Source organism: Streptomyces sp. NPDC053560 (assembly GCF_044544605.1).
Taxonomy (GTDB): Bacteria; Actinomycetota; Actinomycetes; order Streptomycetales; family Streptomycetaceae; genus Streptomyces.
This window is the reverse complement of the sequence record NZ_JBITXI010000015.1, coordinates 100,455-118,253: the sequence shown is the minus strand read 5'-3', so window position 1 is coordinate 118,253 and position 17,799 is coordinate 100,455. Positions and strand designations below refer to the sequence as shown.

General features: G+C 68.1%; 17 protein-coding genes and 3 pseudogenes. 9 read left to right on the top strand and 11 right to left on the bottom strand.

Annotated features, from left to right (window positions below; all coding sequences use genetic code 11):
• Positions 1-778 precede the first annotated feature (778 nt).
• Together ACIGQF_RS31875 and ACIGQF_RS31870 are read right to left on the bottom strand one after the other, a co-directional pair.
• On the bottom strand, positions 779-2,131 hold the full coding sequence (locus ACIGQF_RS31875) for a caspase domain-containing protein (protein ID WP_399717507.1): 1,353 nt from the start codon (positions 2,129-2,131) through the stop codon (positions 779-781).
• 729 nt (positions 2,132-2,860) lie between these two features.
• Positions 2,861-3,082, bottom strand: a complete 222-nt coding sequence (locus tag ACIGQF_RS31870; protein WP_399717504.1) for an ArsR/SmtB family transcription factor — start codon at positions 3,080-3,082, stop codon at positions 2,861-2,863.
• Positions 3,083-3,872: 790 nt separating this feature from the next.
• Here ACIGQF_RS31870 and ACIGQF_RS31865 point away from each other — a divergent pair.
• Positions 3,873-3,971: pseudogene (locus ACIGQF_RS31865) on the top strand (HNH endonuclease); the annotation flags it as partial.
• 105 nt (positions 3,972-4,076) lie between these two features.
• Here the strand turns inward: ACIGQF_RS31865 and ACIGQF_RS31860 are convergent.
• Positions 4,077-5,189, bottom strand: coding sequence for an alkene reductase (locus ACIGQF_RS31860; protein ID WP_399717501.1), 1,113 nt, complete (start codon positions 5,187-5,189; stop codon positions 4,077-4,079).
• A 68-nt stretch (positions 5,190-5,257) separates the two neighbouring features.
• Here ACIGQF_RS31860 and ACIGQF_RS31855 point away from each other — a divergent pair, with 68 nt between their 5' ends.
• From ACIGQF_RS31855 to ACIGQF_RS31845, 3 genes are all read left to right on the top strand, one after another.
• Positions 5,258-5,614, top strand: a complete 357-nt coding sequence (locus tag ACIGQF_RS31855; RefSeq protein ID WP_399717498.1) for a MerR family transcriptional regulator — start codon at positions 5,258-5,260, stop codon at positions 5,612-5,614.
• A 32-nt stretch (positions 5,615-5,646) separates the two neighbouring features.
• The gene (locus ACIGQF_RS31850; protein ID WP_399717495.1) at positions 5,647-5,946 is read left to right on the top strand and encodes a hypothetical protein; all 300 of its coding nucleotides are present in this window, start codon (positions 5,647-5,649) and stop codon (positions 5,944-5,946) included.
• A gap of 301 nt (positions 5,947-6,247) precedes the next feature.
• Positions 6,248-6,586 (top strand): hypothetical protein, encoded by a 339-nt coding sequence (locus ACIGQF_RS31845; RefSeq protein WP_399717492.1) that lies wholly within the window; start codon positions 6,248-6,250, stop codon positions 6,584-6,586.
• Here ACIGQF_RS31845 and ACIGQF_RS31840 read toward each other — a convergent pair.
• Positions 6,575-6,994 (bottom strand): hypothetical protein, encoded by a 420-nt coding sequence (locus tag ACIGQF_RS31840; RefSeq protein ID WP_399717489.1) that lies wholly within the window; start codon positions 6,992-6,994, stop codon positions 6,575-6,577. The two genes, ACIGQF_RS31845 and ACIGQF_RS31840, sit on opposite strands and share 12 nt — an antisense overlap.
• A gap of 130 nt (positions 6,995-7,124) precedes the next feature.
• Between ACIGQF_RS31840 and ACIGQF_RS31835 the strand changes: the two genes are divergently transcribed.
• Both ACIGQF_RS31835 and ACIGQF_RS31830 read left to right on the top strand, forming a co-directional pair.
• Positions 7,125-7,622, top strand: coding sequence for an HIT family protein (locus ACIGQF_RS31835; RefSeq protein ID WP_399717486.1), 498 nt, complete (start codon positions 7,125-7,127; stop codon positions 7,620-7,622).
• Between the two features lie 644 nt (positions 7,623-8,266).
• Positions 8,267-8,793, top strand: a pseudogene (locus ACIGQF_RS31830) (alcohol dehydrogenase); the annotation flags it as partial.
• A gap of 248 nt (positions 8,794-9,041) precedes the next feature.
• On the opposite strand, the gene ACIGQF_RS31825 reads toward ACIGQF_RS31830, so the two are convergent.
• Entirely contained in the window at positions 9,042-9,653 is a 612-nt protein-coding gene (locus tag ACIGQF_RS31825; RefSeq protein WP_399717483.1) for an ALF repeat-containing protein, read from the bottom strand.
• Between the two features lie 515 nt (positions 9,654-10,168).
• On the opposite strand from ACIGQF_RS31825, the gene ACIGQF_RS31820 reads away from it, so the two are divergent.
• Positions 10,169-10,516, top strand: a complete 348-nt coding sequence (locus ACIGQF_RS31820) for a PhzF family phenazine biosynthesis protein (RefSeq protein ID WP_399717480.1) — start codon at positions 10,169-10,171, stop codon at positions 10,514-10,516.
• Between the two features lie 339 nt (positions 10,517-10,855).
• Positions 10,856-11,155, top strand: coding sequence for a WhiB family transcriptional regulator (locus tag ACIGQF_RS31815; RefSeq protein WP_399717478.1), 300 nt, complete (start codon positions 10,856-10,858; stop codon positions 11,153-11,155).
• Positions 11,156-11,581: 426 nt separating this feature from the next.
• Here the strand turns inward: ACIGQF_RS31815 and ACIGQF_RS31810 are convergent, their stop codons facing one another.
• Both ACIGQF_RS31810 and ACIGQF_RS31805 read right to left on the bottom strand, forming a co-directional pair.
• The gene (locus ACIGQF_RS31810) at positions 11,582-12,694 is read right to left on the bottom strand and encodes an ABC transporter substrate-binding protein (protein WP_399717475.1); all 1,113 of its coding nucleotides are present in this window, start codon (positions 12,692-12,694) and stop codon (positions 11,582-11,584) included.
• A 127-nt stretch (positions 12,695-12,821) separates the two neighbouring features.
• Positions 12,822-13,127, bottom strand: coding sequence for a hypothetical protein (locus ACIGQF_RS31805; protein WP_399717473.1), 306 nt, complete (start codon positions 13,125-13,127; stop codon positions 12,822-12,824).
• 686 nt (positions 13,128-13,813) lie between these two features.
• Here ACIGQF_RS31805 and ACIGQF_RS31800 point away from each other — a divergent pair.
• Positions 13,814-14,308 carry a hypothetical protein gene (locus tag ACIGQF_RS31800; protein ID WP_399717470.1) on the top strand — a complete coding sequence of 165 codons (495 nt, stop codon included), beginning with the start codon at positions 13,814-13,816 and terminating at the stop codon, positions 14,306-14,308.
• Between the two features lie 952 nt (positions 14,309-15,260).
• On the opposite strand, the gene ACIGQF_RS31795 is transcribed toward ACIGQF_RS31800, so the two are convergent.
• The 4 genes and pseudogenes from ACIGQF_RS31795 to ACIGQF_RS31780 all read right to left on the bottom strand — a co-directional run.
• Positions 15,261-15,509 carry a hypothetical protein gene (locus ACIGQF_RS31795; protein WP_399717468.1) on the bottom strand — a complete coding sequence of 83 codons (249 nt, stop codon included), beginning with the start codon at positions 15,507-15,509 and terminating at the stop codon, positions 15,261-15,263.
• 18 nt (positions 15,510-15,527) lie between these two features.
• On the bottom strand, positions 15,528-15,875 hold the full coding sequence (locus tag ACIGQF_RS31790; protein ID WP_399717465.1) for a hypothetical protein: 348 nt from the start codon (positions 15,873-15,875) through the stop codon (positions 15,528-15,530).
• 654 nt (positions 15,876-16,529) lie between these two features.
• Positions 16,530-16,709, bottom strand: a complete 180-nt coding sequence (locus ACIGQF_RS31785; RefSeq protein WP_399717463.1) for a hypothetical protein — start codon at positions 16,707-16,709, stop codon at positions 16,530-16,532.
• Positions 16,710-16,907: 198 nt separating this feature from the next.
• Positions 16,908-17,408, bottom strand: a pseudogene (locus ACIGQF_RS31780) (SDR family NAD(P)-dependent oxidoreductase); the annotation flags it as partial.
• Between the last annotated feature and the right edge of the window lie 391 nt (positions 17,409-17,799).

Genomic DNA, 17,799 nt, shown 5'->3' with positions numbered 1-17,799 from the left:
GTGTCCGCGTCCATGGAGCCGGGATGTGCCACGCCTGTGGACAGGTGGCGGCCGGTGAGGGCTTCGAGGGTGTGCAGCCGTCACTGGGCGTCGGTGAGCAGGATCCTTCCGTCCTGCACAGCGAGGTGGCTGATGCCGCGGGCTCCGCTTGCGCCGGGCGACGCGGTCTCGCCGGCAGTCCACGGCAGTGATCGTCCCGTCGGTCGAGGGCGCGTAGAAGAAGTCGTCCGAGGCGGTCATCGGCATGTCGGTGGGCGTGTTGAGGGGAGTGCGTTTCCCAAAGTCCACCGCGGTGCCCTTGCCGCCCATGACCGAGCGGTCGACCGCAACGTAGTCGCGGCCGCCGTCCTCGGCGAGCTCCGTACGGATCACCTTCACTGCGTAGGTCCGCCCCGAGACCGAGGGCGCGCGGTAGACAACCCCCGTCCCGCCCGCGCCGAGCCGGTCGACGATCTGGTTGCCGCCGACCGACTCCGGATCCCCGGCCACCAACCGCACGCCGCTCCGGATCACATCCCGAGCGCCCTCACGTCGTCCCGGATCACATCCCGAGCGCCCTCACGTCGTCCTCGATTCCCAGCCCTCTGAAGGGTCCTGCCGGAGGGCCAGGTTATGCGCGGGGCCCCGCCACTCTGCGGCCTGGTACGGCGCCGCGGCGCACCCCGATGTTCATCGAACGCCGCGCCCGTTGTCCTCGGCGGCCGGACGCCCATGCCGTTGATGAGTGTCTGCCACGTGGCGCGAGGCGTCGCAGGGACGGCCGCCCAGGAGCGACGGATCAGCCGGTCGGGCCGGCGGCGGGATTGAGGGCCAGACCGAGTCGGCCGAGGCCGTTTCGGTCCTGGCGTTGCGGCCTTGGCAGGCCTTGCCGTGCCAGTTCGCCGTTGAGGTGCTGGTAGATCAAATCCAGGTCCAGCACTTCCGGTCCGCCCGGGATGCCCGCACTCAGGATGCGCAGCAACTCTCCCGTAAAGGCGGTGTACTGCTGGCCGGCTGGGGCCATGGCTCTGGCAGTGGGCGATGTCGAGGTGATCAGGTAGGTGCCTTCGATGGCCGAGGCCGGTGCCAGGTCCTCTGCGCCCATGGTGTGCAGCACGCTCCCGCTGAAACAGCAGTCCATGATCACGATGCGGCGTCGGGCGGGACTGTTGGCGATGAGTTCGCGAACCCAGTTGTAGGGCAACGCGGTATACGACACGCCGGGGCGGGAGCTGACCATCCCAAGCGACAGTTCGCCATCGTAGGAGTCGAGCAGCCCGTGGCCCGCGAGGTAGAGAACCAGGGTGTCTGCCGCTTCGGATGCCGCCTCCTCCAGCGGCGCGAGAGCTTCCGTAACGCTGCCTGGATTGAGGACCGTTCTGGCGTTGGAGGGGTGAAAAGTGCCGTACTGGGAGGTCAGGGCCCCGCACAGGTCCAGGAGCCCGTTCTGGACGCTTGGCAGTTCCGGGAGGGTGTCGTAGGCCGAGGTGCCGATGAACACGGCGCGAGAATCGAGAGGATGCGGCAGCATCGCGTGGAGAAGTTGGCGATCGTGCCGGGGCTGGAGCCCAGCCGCCGGAGGGAGTTCTGCCGTGCCCGCGCTGCTCAGTTGCCGGCGCCTTGACGCCCCAGCTCGCCGCAGCATTGCCGCGATGCCCTCGCGCCGTGGGGGAGCGGATGAGGTGTCCGAGGGCGGGGGAGCGGGCGGGCTGTCCGTGAGGGGAGGAACGGGTGGGTCGGGCACGGCAGATGCCTGTTGCGGCGCGGCAGCAGTGACCGGATCCGGGGCGAGCGAGTCATACGTCGCCTGCCGTTCTGCCGCATCGGCAGCGAGCCACATTCGGTAGAAGCGGTCCGGTTCCGCTCCGGGATCGATCTCGGTATCGAGAGCGTGGCCTCGCCGGGCGATGACCAAGGCGAGGCAGCACAGCAGGGACGAGTCCGGTACGCGAGCCTTGCTGAACACGTCGTAGATCCGCGTGTGGCTGGGCGGTACCGGCAGGCTGTCCTCGGCCTTGATGTCGGCCTCAAGCTCCCGCAGGCTCGGGCGCCCGGCACGGCGATGCAATTCGTGCAAGGCGTCGTTGAGGTTCTTCAGCGGCCCATCGGACAGCGCAGGGCGGGCCAATCCTCTCCCGCCGTGCCTCACCATGCGGACCCCTGTCTCGTGCCGGCTGGGCCCAGTGCCCCGCCTCGCCTTCAGACTGCCACCCGGCGGCGTTCAAAGTTGTCAGATTCTGTTGTAAGCCGTCATTCCCCGTAGCCATGCGTTAGGCAGCCCAATCAGCCAGTTCCTCCGGGGATATACCCGATAACAGGAGACCAACGGCCACCGCCTGCGGATGAAGTCCTCCCCGTCCACAGCACCATCGATCAGGGCAGGTGAATCCATGAACGCCGTTCACTGGAAGCGGTCAGGAAGTGCACGACGAGTGATTGCGCGGCGCCTGGGCAAGTCCGCGCTGTTCAGTGCCGTCCGAGGCATCGCTTACGGGGCCGGCGCCACGGCAGCTACCGGCATCATCACCTGGTGGTTCAGTCACCATTAGGGCTTGCTCATATGGGAATCCCCTGCTTCGGGGGTCACCACAGCCGCCCGGAAGGCGGTGCATGGCCCCTTGCCCCTGCGTGGCGGGCGCAGGAGGGCCGCGCCGCAACTGTGTGCAACGAACGCGACGGGGGAGCCGGGCATGAGGCGACGGCTCGTCGTGACGGACCCGAACACGGCGGCGAGGGACCTCCGACGGGTGGGGAAGGAGGAGAGCCGGGACGCACCACGGGTACGTCCGGAGGTCCGTATCGCCAGCGGCACACTGCTGGAGTGCGGCCATCGGCATCGCGCCGGACACCGACCCGCACGCGGCGACCGGCTACCGGGTGCTCAGTCGCCGGCCGCACGGCTGCTCAGCAGCAGCTCCGCCAGGGCTGTTCGCGTATGACGTACAGAGCGGCCCGTGCGGGTGGTGGAGATCAGGCCGGCGGCGCGCAGCGCGGAGGCATGGGCGGAGGCCGTCGCGTTACTGACGCCGACGCGCTGCGCCAACCCCGTGGTCGTGCGCGGTTGGTCCAGGGAGCGCAGCAGCGCGAGCCGGGTACGCCCCAAGACCCCCGTGAGGGGGGGAGTCTGGTGCGCCGCTCTCGTCCGGGACGAGCGGCAGCCCTCCGTCCGGAGCCGCCGCACTGCTGCTCGACGCCGCCCCGCCTCTGCCGCCCACCACACCACCCGCCGCTTCCCCCGCGAGGCAGCACCGCTTCAGCGTCTGCGACTGCCGGCACCAGCCGGGCCCTACCCCGTCGGCGCTGAGACGCTCTACCTCGTCGACTCTTCGCGCAACGATCCGTGGACGCCGGAGATCGGCGTACGGGAACTCATGGCCACCGTCCTGCAACCGGCCACCGGTCACCACCAGCCACGGCCTCCCGCGTGCCCCGCAGCTGACTCCAGGAACCGCCGCGCTGTTCACCGACTCGTGCTGGCGGATTCACCCGCAGCTGCCGAAGAGGGGAGTCGACTGGGCGGCCACCCTCACCCACGCCCGGACCGGCGCTTCGCCCCTTTCCGACCGCCGTCCGGCGCTGCTGTACAGCCCCGGCGGCGGCGACGCCCGCACGACGGGCAGCACCCTCGCGGTGGACCTCGCCTCACATGGCTGGACGGTCATCACCGTCGATCACCCCGGAGACGCGAGCGAGGCCGAGTTCCCAAGCACCCGGCCGGGTCGGGAACGGGTCCGCCCCACAGCACTGCTGGGGCCACCCGGTGCGGCCACATTCCGCACCATGATCGATACCCGCGTTGTCGACCTCCGCTTCGTCCTCGATGCTCTGAACCTGGGCCGGGTCGGGGTGTACGGGCACCCCGCCGGCGGCACACGCCGCCGTCCTCGGCGCCGGAACGTTCCCTGGTCGCGGTCACCGCGAAGACCAACCGCTCCAAGACCGACCAGGATTCGGCACAGTGGATGCCACCCTCGGCCGATGCAAACTGCACCTCACCACGTGCGCGCTTGTGCAGCCGTCGCATCCCCGCGCTGAGGTGTGCACCGCACGCGGCCTCTGACCGCTGTCGTTCTGGATGCCTATGCCTATGCCTATGCCTATGCCGCGCGGGCGGCGGACTGCTCGGCGCGCTGTTGTCCGAGCGTCGGGTAGTCGGTGTAGCCCCGTGCGCCGTGGGTGTAGAGGTGCTCCACGTCGATCGGCGTCGCGAGCGGATCGTTGACGGCGATGCGTGCGGGCAGGTCGGGGTGGGCGAGGAAGGCGCGCCCGTAGGAGATCAGGTCTGCGTGGCCCTGTGCGAGCACGCGTTCACCTTGTTGCTGGGTGGTGGGCGCGTGATTCTCGCCGACGTTGGCGATGAGGGTGCCGTTCCACCGGGGGCGCAGGTCTGCCAGGGCCGGGTAGTGGTCGTTGTCGGTGAGGTGGAGGTACGCCATACCGAGCGGGTTCAGCGCCTCGATCAGCGCACGGTAGACGGGGGCCGGGGCGTGCTCGGTCATCCCGAACTGCGGGTTGCCGGGGGAGAGCCGGAGCCCGAGCCGGGGTGCTCCGATGGCCTCGGCGACTGCGGTGACCAGTTCGATGGCGAACCGCGTCTTGTCGCGCCCGTACGCGTCGTCGCGGCGGTTGGTGTTGTCGGCGAGGAACTGGTGGATCAGATAACTGTTGGCCCCGTGGAGCTCCACACCGTCGAAGCCTGCCCGAAGCGCGTTGCGCGCGGCGCTGACGTGATCATCGATCGCGGTGCGGATGTCCTGCGCTGTCATTTCGAGCGGCAGGGGTGCATCGGCCTTGCCGTCCTTGACGTGGACGGGGCCGGGAACCGGTACCGCGGAGGGGCCGGCCGGGAGGTCGCCGAGCAGCCGCGAACGCGGGTGTCCCTGACGACCGCCGTGCATGAGCTGTGCGAAGATGCGGCCGCCGCGCGCGTGCACGGCCTCGGTCACCGCACGCCAGCCGGCTATGTGGGCCTCGGTCTCCAGGCCCGGGATACGCCAGCCGCTCTGGCCCCGGCGGTGTGGCCAGATGCCCTCGGTGATGAGGAGGCCGGCTTCCGCGCGCTGTGCGTAGTACTCCGCGACGACCGGGAGCGGTGTGCCGTCCTCGTGTGCGCGGAAGCGGGTCATGGGGGCCATGACAAGACGGTTGGGGAGGGAGAGGCTGTTTGAGGAGTAGGGGGTGAGCAGAGGAGAAGGGGCTGTGTTCGTCATGCGGGAACCATAAGATCTGACACTGATGTCAGGTTCAATTCTTGATCCGGTGAGGGGCTGGGGGATTCATGAAGATCGGTGAACTGTCCCGGCGTACGGGAGTGAGCGTACGTTCCCTGCGTTACTACGAGCAGAAGTGCATGCTGGCCTCGGAGCGCACGGCTGGAGGGCACCGGGAGTACCCGGAGGCTGCTGTGGACCGCGTGATCCTCATCCAGCAGCTACTGGCCGCCGGGCTGTGCGGCGAGAAGATCGCAAGTCTCCTGCCCTGCATGCGGGACCACGACGGGGGCCCGGCAGAGACGGCCACGCCGTGGCTGGTCGAGCAGCTGACGGCAGAGCGTGCCCGGGTCGACCGCTCGATCAAGGACCTGTTGTACACACGCGAGGTCCTGGACGAGGTCATCGCCACAGCAGCGGGCTGAGGAGAAGGCGGGTACGTGCCACCGGCCGGTGAGTGCGGGTGCTGCCCGCCCGCCTGTGGGAGCGGCACCCGCCCAGCACGGCGGAATCGGTTGCCGTTCCGCCACCGGCCATCACCGGCCATCACCGGCCATCCGCTGAACCGCCGGATCCGCACGACCGACAGCAGATGCTCGCAGACGGCAGGCCGCTCGCCCTCGTCGAAGCCCTGCTGGCCAGCGCTGATTCACGGGCCCGATCCGGCTTGATCACTACCACGGTGGAAGAGATCACCGGAGCGCCGGCGCGCACGTTCCGCTCGTGGGCAGAAGAGCACGCGGAAGAATTCCGTTAGAGGTTCCGTGCTGCTCAGAGCCCCGGGGCGAATGTGTCCTCGAACTGGGGCGCCCTCCTGCGCATTCGCCGGACGGGGACCTTCGGCTCACGCTTCTCACCGATCGGCCAAGTCTGCCGCGCCTGGTGATGGACAAACGAGTCGTTCTCCTGGCATTGCAGCCACCCCGCGTACCGTCAGTGGCCTCCAATTGCTCGGTGCGTCGCGCTGGCGACTTCGCTGGTGACCTGCTCGGCACCGGATGTCGTACCGTACGGTGCTGTGTTCGTCCGGGCGACAGCGAAGTGGTGGTTGGGTCGGCGTGGCAACCTTGCTGCTCGGCCCGATCTGGGAAGGGCTGGACGGCGAGGCGGACCACGTGGATCCCGGCTTCTTCAGCGGTGACCCCGCTGTCAGCTACGGCATCCTGCTCGCACGGTCGCCAGCACGGTCGCCGAAGAGCGTGCGAGAACTGGCCGCGACGTCGCAGCGGATACACCCCGGGCAGGGCGGGTTGCGTGAGGCCTTCGGGAAGCATGCCGCTGATCCCCAGGAGTGGGTCGGGGACTTCGATGCGTTCACTGATTTGCTGAAGAACTGGCACCGTGTCCTGTCCGAAGCCGCCCGGCGGGGCTGGAGAGCCGTGGGCCTAAGGGAGTAGCGAGCCAGTGCCTGCGCCACCGGTGGGGACGCCGACTGTCGCCTGCAGCAAGGGCCAGCCGTCGAGTTCCACCGCCCGCCGCTCATGAGGCTGCCACCCTCGGGCCACCGCCGCGTCGAGCAGGGCCCGCACGGCACTCGGTTCGTGCAGGTTCAGGGAGCCACCCCGGACGTACCCCACGTCCCCGGAACCCAGGGGGTACCCGCCGGGGACGTACCGGCCCTGACCTTGGGTGAAGACGATGCGCAGTGAGCCGCCGGTGCCGGCCGGTTGCGGGTACAGCGTGAGAACCTCGCGGCAGTTCGCAGGCCGGCCACTGTCCGGTGCGCGGTGGTGGTGGCGCAGCGTCCACAGGTACGCCCGCTCGTCGGCGACCAGTCGGCGGGGCTTCTTGGGATGACGGGGCACGGAGGAGAGGGTACGCGGCCCGATCCAACGAGGACGCCGCTGCCCCTCCGATTTCTGGTGCCCGATCCGCTGGCCTGGGCCTGGAGGCAGGGCAGAGCGTTTCTTGGTCACCGGCATGTAGGTTCGTTCCATGACCGGTGACTGGCGGATGGATCGGGTCGGGTCTGCTCTGCGGGGTGAAAACCCCACGGTGCTGCGGCGTTTGACGTCGGGGTTCGCGGTGATCGGGGACGTTCAGTTTCTGCCGGGCTATTCGGTTCTTCTCGTGGATGAACCCGGTGTGCAGCGGCTGTCGGACCTGCCGAGGGCGAAGCGGCTGTCGTTCCTGTCCGACATGGACCAGCTCGGTGAAGCGGTGGAGCGGGCCTGTAGGCGGCTGGACCAGGCTTTTAGGCGGGTGAATCTGGAGATCCTGGGGAACACGGACCCGTTCCTGCATGCGCATGTGTGGCCACGGTTCGAGTGGGAGCCGGCCGAGGTGGTGGGTGCTCCGGTGTGGCTGTATCCGCGTGAACGGTGGGGTGACGAGCAGTTCAGGCTCGGCCCGCAGCATGACGTACTGCGGGAAGCGATCGGCAGCGAACTGGACCAGTTGACAGTGTCGGTGGGAAGCAGCGACACGCGATAGTGACATCGGGGAGTGGACGGGCCCCGGCAGTCCGGCCCTTCGTACCCAGACCAGCATGTCGGTCGTGTTGTTGGTGCGGGAAAGGGCCTGGGTGAGTGACTCCTCCGAGGGTGTAGTCACTGGGGTTTTCTTAGAGGGTGGTTTGAGAGCCTTTGGTGAGAGGGTGAACACCAAACCCCCCGACCAGTGCGGCGTTGTCCACCGGCAACGAGTCCGCTTGCCTCGACAGAAGGCCAGCTGCCGTCGGCCGTTATGCGCGGCCGCGGGGCGTGGGGCGCGGGGCGCGGGGCGCGGGGCGCGAAGAGTTTGTGCAGGGCCGTGACGACGGCGAAATCGATCGCCAGTACTGCGAAGAACGGGCCGCCGGTGAGTGACCGCGGGGCCCACTCGCGAGGGGAAGGGGGTACACGCGATCGTACGCGGCCTGGGCGGCGGTTCAGGCGGTCGAAGTGATCGCTCGGGTGACGGCCGTGATCGCCGGGGCGGGGTGGCCGGGGAGGCGTGCCACGAGCACTCGGTGGATCTCGGGGGGGGGGGCGTCGACGCGCAGCAGGCTCACCCCGGGTGGCAGCACCGGTGAGAGCCGGGAGGGCACCGTCGTCACGTCGAAGCCGCCGGCGACCATGCGGAGCTTCGTCAGCCAGTCGGGAGCGGGCCGCGTGGTCGCCCCGGGCCGCAATCAGGCCGCGCTCGACCTCCTGTCTACCCGTTCCGGTCCGCGGCTGCGTCCGGTCCCGCTGACCGGGGACGAGGCCATCGACCGCGCGGCGATGTCCGCGGCGGCCGACGGCCCGATCGACATGGTGATCGACCTGCTCCCGCCGAGCGCACCCAGCTCGGCTTGCGCGCGCGGCGGCCATGACCGTGCGCGAGTACGGCCGCGTCGTCCTCATGGGCGGCATCGGCATGTTCGGTGGCGACGACCTTGCCCTCCCGTACCCATGGATCATGCGCAACTCGGTCACCGTGCGCGGACAGTGGATGTATCCGCGTACAGTCAATGTTCGGCATCATCCCGCTCCTCGCCTCGGGCAGTCTGGATCTCGCCCCCGAACGGGTCCGGTCGTTCGGCCTCGATGACGTCAACGACGCTGTCGCGTACGTCGCCGCGTACGCCGCCGCGCACGGTGGCCCGTTCGTCCGCTCCGTCCTCACCCCATCGGCCGGCTGACAAGGCCCACTGATCCCCACCGCCCGCACGGCCGCCCGTGCATTCGTCACCTGCGCAGAGGGGTTACGCGGGATGGTGCCGCCGGGACACTGGGCCCCAGCCGGCCCCCTTCGGGGCCTTCTGCTGAGTGCGCACCAGCCTGCGGCGGACTTTCCCGCGCTGCCCCGTGAACTGTTGCTGCCCGGCCGGCGGCGACCCCCGGAGCGGCCCCGGGCAGCGGGTCGCTTGGGCGAGAGCGCCCGCTCGACTTAGCCGTCCACCTCGTACTGACCCACCTCGCGGAAGTAGCGCAGGGTTTCTGGGGAGCCGTCGTCCAGCGCAGCGTTGACAGCGGCGCGGAGTGCGTCGCTGATGTTCGGGTCCGCGAGCATGCGAACTATGTAGACGGCGTCGTCCTCGGCTTGGGCCAGCCGGTAGCCGGTCTCCAGCCAGGTGCGCATCTCCTCGGGGGAGTCGTTGTCGAGGAGCTTGTTGGCTTCCTGGATGACTCGCTTGTCCTTGTTCTGTGTTGCTGCGTGGAGGATGCGAGCGATGGCCACCCGGTCGTCCTCCGCCTGGGCCAGCCGGTAGCCGGTCTTCAAGAAGCTCCTCACGTCCTCCACGGTGCCGTTGAGGGCCTCATTGGCCTCTCGGACGACCCCGCGGCCGCTGTCCTCGTCCGCCAGGATGACGCCGATCGCGGCGCGCAGTTCGGCCTCCGACATCTCGTCCACCGGTGTGTCGAGCACGGCGGCCGCGGTGCTCGTGGCCGGGGCCGACGCCGCCGGGCTCTCGGCGAACGCCGGTGCGGTGAAGAGGAGGGCCGGTGTCAGTGCGGCGGCCGAGACGAGCAGAACGGCACGTGTGAATCTAGGTCTCATGGATGCATGCCTCCGTGATGGAATTTCAGGTGAGCTGATGATCACCCATGCGAGTCAAAAGTGCATCAGAAATCTGTTAGTCCGGAAAAAGTGCACACGGTCTCCGCGGGGCGGGGCCGGATGCGAAGGGCGCTGGCCGGCTGGGCCGTAGTCGTCCGGGGCCGGCAACCGCCCCCTCATCGGGGTGCTTTGCCTGGCAGCGGTGGCGGGATGCCTTCGAACGTCTCGATTGGGAGTCGCCCAGCACCCTCCCTCAGGTCGGCCGTGCCACCCGGTGCCCCACGCGGCCGCCAGGAGGACCACGCGGGTGTCGTCAGTCATCGAAATTGATCAAGAAGGCGGCCCTCGCAGTGTGTCCCGAAGCCGGTCGTCGGCAGCTGACTCCCGTTACCGGTTCTGGCACACCTTCTGTGAGCGAACTTCGGTGGTTCTATCCGGCACGCGTAGTTCGGAATCGATGGTGGCCGCGTACCTCGATAGTCCGGCTGCCGCAGGACCAGCAGGCCTTTCACCGAGTGCGTGCCAGAACCCGCCATCGCGTACGAGGCAGCAACGGCTTCTTCGTCTTCACCCGCGCCACGGGCGAGGACCATCTCCTGACCTGGGCACGGATGGTTGCCCCGGCCATCGGCATCGTGGAAGACCCGGTCACGGGCAACGGATACGGGCCGCTCGGGGCCTATCCGGTGCGATACGGCCTGGCTCCCGCCTCGGATGAGCGCCTCGAGTTCACGGGTCGCCAAGGCGAGGCGACGCGGCGGCCAGGAAATGTCAGGGTCACCGTTGATACGGCAGCAGACGGCTCCCACTGTGTCTCGATCACGGGTGATGCGGTCACTGCGTTCCGAGCCGAACTGAGCTGAGCTGAGGATGGCTCCGGCCTCGGCGAGTGCGGCGTACAGGGCGATCATGTAGTGCCCGGTGGCGAGCAGGAACCGGTCGTGGCCGGTTCATTCGGCGCCCTCGGGGCGCAGTTGCCTCTGGTCGAGGCAGGCGACGGCAAGCAAGCATGTCGGCTACGCCGAGGGTCTGCCTGGCGAATTCTCATTCGAGCTGATGGTGCAGCACTGCCCCCGAGCTGGAGCGACATGAGGATCGCGCCGCTGGCACATGCCAAATCCACTCGTATGGGTGATGCATGCAGAGGCCACAAACCGTTTACGGTCGCATGCACACGGTGATCGACGACAGATGGGTGCGCCATGACGAACGCCTGGACCGAGCGCGGCGTATGCCGAGGCGCGGACCCGGATCTGCTGTTCGTACAAGGAACAGCGCAGAACCGAGTGAAGTCGATATGCAGCGGCTGCCCGGTGCGCTTGGAGTGCCTGGCTCAAGCTCTCGACGAGCGGATCGAGTGGGGCGTGTGGGGCGGCATGACAGAGCGCGAACGCCGCGCCCTCCTACGCCGCAGGCCGACGGTCCGCTCGTGGAGACGGTTGCTGGAGGCGGCTCGTGTCGCCGAGTACGTCGCCCCCGCCAGCGTCCACGCAGCGTCGTGAATGGGAGCGTGACCGAGTGATTCATATGGCGACACCGCGAGCCAGTTGGCGCTGAAAGTGTGCGCCAGGAAACCCCATGGGTGTCCTCTCGCGATGGCCAGGCCGATGGCCAGGGTCACGCCAGCCGCGGGTGTGTTGGTTGAGCTGCTGATGTGGTCCGGGCGGCGCCCACCCCTACGATGCCGACGAAGAGATCCTGGGTGTGCGGGAGTCGCTTCAGATGTTCGCCGGGGCCATCGGCGTTACCTACACACACCCAAGTCCGCATTCTCCAGGCCCCCTTCCGACCATCGGACGGAAGGGGCGCCTTCAAGGTCCACTGCAGGAGAAGATCGAGGCGATCCACGATTCGGCCCCACACCACGGACCTGCAGGAACTCCGGGCGAGCGGCAACCCGTATGCGCGGAGACGAGGACCGCGTACCTTCAGTCGGCTTGGAGGACTCGAAGGCGATTGGGCTCCGCCGGGTCCCGATCGACGACTTGGATGGGTGCCCAGGCCCATTGCCACGCGTTGATGCCTGGCGTGCGGGAGAAGCGGATCGTCCCGCGGGTGCCCTCGACCGCCACGCGCGGCCACGAGTCGGCGATAGCCGCCCGCTCCGTGCCGTGGGAACGCAGCACCTCGGCAAGGACGGTGACGGTGTCCCAGCCTTCGAAGGCGACGAAGGACGGCGCATCTCCCAGCCGCTCGCGGAGTTCCTTCCCGACGCGTTCGCCGAGCGGACCGTGGCGCTCGGGCAGGTAGCGCAGGAACGGGATGCCGGCGCCGTCTTTGCCCAGCGCTGCGGCCCATTCGGCGAACTCCGGTTGCCCGGCCGGTGCGCCGATCAGGATCTTGGCAAGCCGCCGGTCACCCCGGACGGCCCTGACGATCGACACTGCGGGCTCCGGGTGGCCGACCAGCAGGAGCAGCGCCGTGGCGCCATGGTCGACGAGCGCGTCGCATAGGGCCTCGGGAGTGAGCGCGTTCGCGTCGAGTTCGGCGACGGTGCCGCCGCGGGAAGCGAGGTGTTCCCGCAGGACGCGAGTCCCGGACGCCCAGTAGACGCTCGGCTGAGTCGCTACGACGATCCGCCGCCGACCTGTGTTGAGGAGGAAGTCCGCGTAGACCCGCCAGCCGCGGGACTGGGCCGGGGCCAGGCGCGCGACCCACTCCGTCGGCTGTTCGGTGAGCGTGTCGAGCACCGCGGACGAACAGAGGAACGGCACGCCGAGGGCGTCGGCCCGGACGGCGGCGGCGCGGGCGACGACACTGTGGTACTCGCCCGCCACGGCGGCCACGCCCAGCCCGGCCAGTTCGTCCACGGCCGCCGCGGCCCGCTCCGGATCGGCCGCGGTGTCCCGGATCACCAGCTCGAGATGCCTGCCGCCGATACCACCGGCGTCGTTGACCTCGCGCACGGCCAGCTCGAGTCCTGCGAGCAGGTGTCGGCCCGCCTCGACCCAACCGGGCCGCGTCAGCGGAACGAGAACGCCCAGACGGACGGATGAACTGTCCGTGTGCTCCGCTTCGGACGGCGATGGTGGCGTGTTCATCGGATGGCGTCTCCCTGGGACGATGCGGTCACGGTCTGCTCCGGTCGAGGGCCTGGGCTGGCGGTGCGTTCATGTCTCGCCGCGGTGGGGCATCCGGATGATCATGCTGTCATTGGAACCACCACCATCACCAATAGGCAACCGCCTGTTCGTTCGCTGAGTCGCCACGCTTCATCGTTACCGGCACCAACGACGTCCTGCATCTCCGGCAGTCACTTTCAACAAGCCCTGTCGGAGCGCCGATGCCAGCGATCAGGAAATTTCCAGTCACCTTGACTGCGCACAACATGAGCTCGGCCTCGGCAGTGGAGCCATGCAGGGTCTGCACCTCGGTCCGCAGCGGCGCCCGGAGCATCGCGCAAGCCGCCGTGCTCGGCTTGATGATCAGCTTGCCGCCCGCCCGACACCTCATCAAGTTCGTGTGGGCAGGCATCGTCCGCCACCGTCTCGTCAAGGGCGGAGCGCCCGGACGACCCCGCTCTCACTGGGTACGGGCGGGACCCGCCGGAAGGGAGAGCCTCTGCCGATGAACAAGACCAGTCTTCTCCTGGCGGTCAGGCAGCAAGGGCTCTGCCCTCTCTGCAAGCAGGCGCTGACCGCCGGAGTCCAGTACGAACCGGACAGCCCACGTGAATGTGAATTAACCAACTGGTTCGAGTTCCGAGGGGACCTGGTCACGGCAACGTGATCCGGCTACCCCGACCACACCGGTGGCTGTGCTGTGCATCGAATCTTGATCTTTGCCAGCGAGTCTTGATGATCATTAGGTTGTGTCACCGGGATGTGAGTGGCACGAGGTGCTGGATCGTCGGGGGTGGCAGTGAGGGAGCTCGCGGGAGTGCCCGCGGTTCCGGACTGTGTGGGCTTTGACCTGGGGTTCTTCGAAGACGGCGTACAGGCTCGACGGCCTTTCACATCGTGCTGGGGCGTCCGTTCCTCGACACCGGCCCTCAGGTGACAGGGACCTCATCGCAGCCGTTCCGGCTGCCCCGGCACCACGGTTGCTGCAGGAGCCGCCACGGCTCGCTCACTTCCTACGCCGCGCGGACAGGCGGGCTCGCGGCCGCGACCGCGCACCGGCCGCACGCACAAGAACAGGACCACCGAGAGGATCCGCTGATGAACCGTTCCAAGGTGAGCCGAAAGGCGGTCGCCAAGCAGGCCGCCGCAGTGGTAGCTCTCGTCGGCTTCTTCGCACTGTCACTGTGGCTCGGTGACGAGTTGTGGGATCTGGCCGCGTACTGGCCGGCGACCGGTATCGGATTCGGCATCACCATCGGCGTGCTGCTTCCGCTCACGTTCACGGCCGCCAAGCGCTCCTTCCGCCGGGCCAACTCGGCCGGCGACACGCGCTCGACCAAATGGACCGTGGTCGGCCTCGTGTACGCGGCCGTGGCCGTGGTGATCGGATTGGCTGTCTCCCGCGCGATCCCCGGAAAGAGGAGTTCTTCGAAGCCCTGCCTCGAAGAGTGGCAGCCATGCTGGGTGAACCACCTCTATCCGGGCGCCTTCTTCGTGACACTCGGCAGCCTGGCCGCGACGGCGGCCCTTATGACCTGGCTGCCGCGCTGGATGCCCAAGTTGCGCGGCCAGTTCCACCGGTTCCGCAGGTAGCAGGCGAGGTCGGGGGAGTGGCGGTGGAATGCGTCCGGAATCGGTTTGCCGTCTTGCCGTCGTGCCGTCCTGATCTGGTGCTACGGATGGTCAGTTTGAAGTCTTCGGTCTACGGGGGAAGTCTGTGCTCGGCCTCGTCATCGTGCTGTTTGCCCTTGCCACCGTTCTCGTGATGCTCGGCTGGGTCAACCCGGAGCGGCTCAGCCGCACACAGGACGGCGGACCTTCGAATCGTGACGAGGTATCGTCCGGGTTCTGGTCGCGCTCGCGGTCGCTGTGCACTGCTCGCTGTTGAAGTTCGTCCAAGACGCGCCAGGTCGACCAGCGACTGGGATCGCAGTGTGAGGAGTGCCCGGTGGTGAAGCCTCTCCAAGAGCGGTAGTTGACCGACGCCCTGTGATCAGCAGGGATGACTGCCTGCTCGGCTTTCACCCACCCGCAGAACCGGCCGCCAGACCCCACCGAACCGTGCGCCCCGGACCGCCAGAGGTCCAGGACCGCCCGAGGCCTCGGACCGCCCGAGGTCCCGGACCGTAACGGTGCGCACGAGACTGTTCGCCGCCGACACCCCTGGGTGAGCCAACCCTGCGACTGGCTCGCTCAGCACGAGCGAGAAAGTAGTGCCTCATGACGACCGCGGACAGTCGCGCCGACCTTGGGGCGGCATGCCAGCGGCGGGGCGAGTCGTATCCCGGGCCTGAGCCGGTCCAGGGAGTCTGCGTGACTCCGGCAAGCGATTGGCCCGGTTGATCGACCGGGCCAGGCGGTGATGCGTCGTTCCTCCGTCTGGCCGGCGGGCAGGCGGAGGAACGACGTTGAACGTCCCGTAACGCATCGAGACCGGTACGTGGCGCGCGAGGGGGGCACATCCGGAGCACCAGGCGCTCCGGATGTGCCCACCTCGCGTGGCGCAACCACGTCGAACGCGGACGCCGTCAGGATGCTGAACCGGCTACCCGTTCGGCACCCCGGCCGCCACCACTTTCTGAGTGGTGAGATCGACACGCAGCTCCCCGGAGCCGGCCTCCGGCTCGAACTCGGACTGCAGTATGTCCAGCTTCTCTTTGTTCAGCGCCGCGTCCACAACCGCGAACACTTCTTCCCGTGAGCACGGACGGGTGGTGCCACTCGTCGCGTCATACGTCTCGTGCACATGCACAACGCGACCGTTTTCCTTGTCGTAGACGAAGTACCTCGGCATTGGCTTCCCTCTCAAGCGTCATGGATTGGTGATGACAATTCCGCAACCCATGGCGTCAATGTCGGGTCCGAAGGTGCGCATCCTGAAGGTGACGGTCCGGCCGAAGCGAACGATTGCTGAATCGTGGACGTTGCTGAAGGCGCCGGCATCCCCCCAGTGGTCACCTCCGAAAACTTGAGTGTTCGTTCGATTTCCGTCGATGAAAGGTATGTCGATCACGACGGCGTTGTCCCGGTCGAATTGAATTCGCGGGTCGAGCATCGTGATCGAACCCCATGCCACGAATGTGGTGGTTGCCCCCAGGTCCACTGTGACGGTCCTGTTGGCTGGTGAGTTAACGAACAGTTGCCTGGTCGTGGCCGCCATACTTGCCTCCACGGACGTTGTAGGGTCAGAAGGGTCCGCAGCTGGCGGATTCTGTTCTCTCGTGACCGTCCGGACGGACTCCGCGGGAGTCTGCTGCACGGTGTCGTCATGGGTACGGATAGGCGAACGAGTATGCGAATGCCGCCCCTGTGCCCTGCGTCGGTCAATCCGATACACCAGAGCCGGCCAGTCGGGTCGACGGTGGTTTCCTTTCTGCCGCCAGTGTGTGCGACGGCTATCGGTGCTGCGAAATCGACGACATGTTCGTTCCCAGCAAGCCGAACACCACCGTGATGAAAGGCTGCCGCTATCCCTCGGGAAAGTCAACAGTGCCGATTAAAGTATGGGTAATGCTGCTGAATGCGGAATTCAATCTTCAGTCTGCCGCCTGCGACGGAAGTGACGTGAATTGCTAATTATTCGCGGAACGGCACGGCATACCGCGTACGCCGCTCAAGCCGCAGGAATCACGGACCTTCAGTGAACTGGCCGCCCTGACTGTCCTGGCTGCTCGGCATATCACCGCCGCACCACCGCCGCTGGCACCCGCGCCCGCGTCCGCTCCAAAGCCGTCCTGATCACCTGCGCCTGGCCTTCACCGTCCGCATGAACAACACCGGCTTCCTGTACTCCTTCGGCAGTCGCGCCGACTCATCAGGCATCCGCCGCGACGTCATCCAGCGCACTGGCCACACCGAAGAACGCTCCTACGCCTCCGCCGCCACCGGCGGCTTCGCCGCACGGGTGGATGGCGTCGACGGCGACATCACCACCGCCATCCACCAAGGGCTGGTGGAAACCGGCTGCATCGACCCTGCCGCGCACATCACGCACCTGGAAATCCGCACCTGGCGGCCCGCTGACGGAAGCGAACCGGACGCTCGGACAGGGCCCACCGAATCCGCCGAGGTATCGCGGGCCCAAGGCACGGTGGCGTTCCGGGCCACCGTGCTCCTGGTGGCGTTGCCGCCACCAAGACCGCGCAGGAATGGACTGTGCCTGCGCGGACAGGTCCCGCGCTGCCCTGAGGCGTCACGGAGTGTCGAAGTCCGTCCCTCGGGAGACCTCTTCCCGCGCGGCGAGTTCCGCCCGCACCGGGTCCAGGTGCCCGATGAGGGCGTCCACCGCGTCGCCGCCGAGGGCAAGCCGCAGCGGGATGTTCTCAGCATCCAGGGCCAGTCGGATCGCCGCTGCGGCCTTCGCAGGGGCCCCGGCCTGCATACCGTCCCCGCGCAGCACCGCCTTCCGAGTGGCGCCGACCTTCTCCGCGTATGCCGGGTGCTCCTGGGAAAGGAGGGCCGCGCCCCTGCCGAACAGGTTGGTGCGGAACGCGCCGGGCTCCACGATCAGCACCTTCATGCCGAACGGCGCCACTTCGTCGGCCAGGCCCTCCGACAACTGCTCCAGCGCCGCCTTGGTTGCGCTGTACGCGGAGAACCCGGCGAAGGACAGCTGTCCGCCGAAGTAGCTGACGTTCACGATCGAACCGCTGCCCCGCTCCGGCATCTGCGGAAGCAGCGCCCGGGTCAGCCGCTACGGACGCTGGAGAAACAGGTGGGCGCGCGGCTGTTCCACCGGGACCGACGGGCAGTGCGGTTGACCGTGGTGGTAGAAGCCCTGCTGCCGCATGCCCGCGGAGTACTGGCCGCACGGGAGGCCGCCGAGGCAGCGGTGGAGGAGGCAAGGGCCGCCGAGCTGCGCACCCTGGTGATCGGCATGCCCACCAGCCCGGGCCGCGGGCTGCTGCCCGCCCTGCGTACCCGGCTGGTCTCCCGGCTTCCCCACGCACAGCCCGTCCTGCTCAGGTCAACTGGGCCGATCCCAGCTCCGGCACCGGCCCTCGCGGCGGACAAGGGTTACTCGTCGACGGAGATCCGCGCGTACCTGCGTGGCCGAGGCATCAAGGCAGCCATCCCGGCATGCC

Excerpts from the sequence above, each read along its gene's own strand:
- ACIGQF_RS31875 (WP_399717507.1), bottom strand. The coding sequence starts at position 2,131 with ATGGTGAGGCACGGCGGGAGAGGATTGGCCCGCCCTGCGCTGTCCGAT.
- ACIGQF_RS31860 (WP_399717501.1), bottom strand. The coding sequence starts at position 5,189 with ATGACGAACACAGCCCCTTCTCCTCTGCTCACCCCCTACTCCTCAAAC.
- ACIGQF_RS31855 (WP_399717498.1), top strand. The coding sequence starts at position 5,258 with ATGAAGATCGGTGAACTGTCCCGGCGTACGGGAGTGAGCGTACGTTCC.
- ACIGQF_RS31835 (WP_399717486.1), top strand. The coding sequence starts at position 7,125 with ATGACCGGTGACTGGCGGATGGATCGGGTCGGGTCTGCTCTGCGGGGT.
- ACIGQF_RS31825 (WP_399717483.1), bottom strand. The coding sequence starts at position 9,653 with ATGAGACCTAGATTCACACGTGCCGTTCTGCTCGTCTCGGCCGCCGCA.
- ACIGQF_RS31815 (WP_399717478.1), top strand. The coding sequence starts at position 10,856 with ATGACGAACGCCTGGACCGAGCGCGGCGTATGCCGAGGCGCGGACCCG.
- ACIGQF_RS31810 (WP_399717475.1), bottom strand. The coding sequence starts at position 12,694 with ATGAACACGCCACCATCGCCGTCCGAAGCGGAGCACACGGACAGTTCA.
- ACIGQF_RS31805 (WP_399717473.1), bottom strand. The coding sequence starts at position 13,127 with ATGCCTGCCCACACGAACTTGATGAGGTGTCGGGCGGGCGGCAAGCTG.
- ACIGQF_RS31800 (WP_399717470.1), top strand. The coding sequence starts at position 13,814 with ATGAACCGTTCCAAGGTGAGCCGAAAGGCGGTCGCCAAGCAGGCCGCC.
- ACIGQF_RS31795 (WP_399717468.1), bottom strand. The coding sequence starts at position 15,509 with ATGCCGAGGTACTTCGTCTACGACAAGGAAAACGGTCGCGTTGTGCAT.
- ACIGQF_RS31790 (WP_399717465.1), bottom strand. The coding sequence starts at position 15,875 with ATGGCGGCCACGACCAGGCAACTGTTCGTTAACTCACCAGCCAACAGG.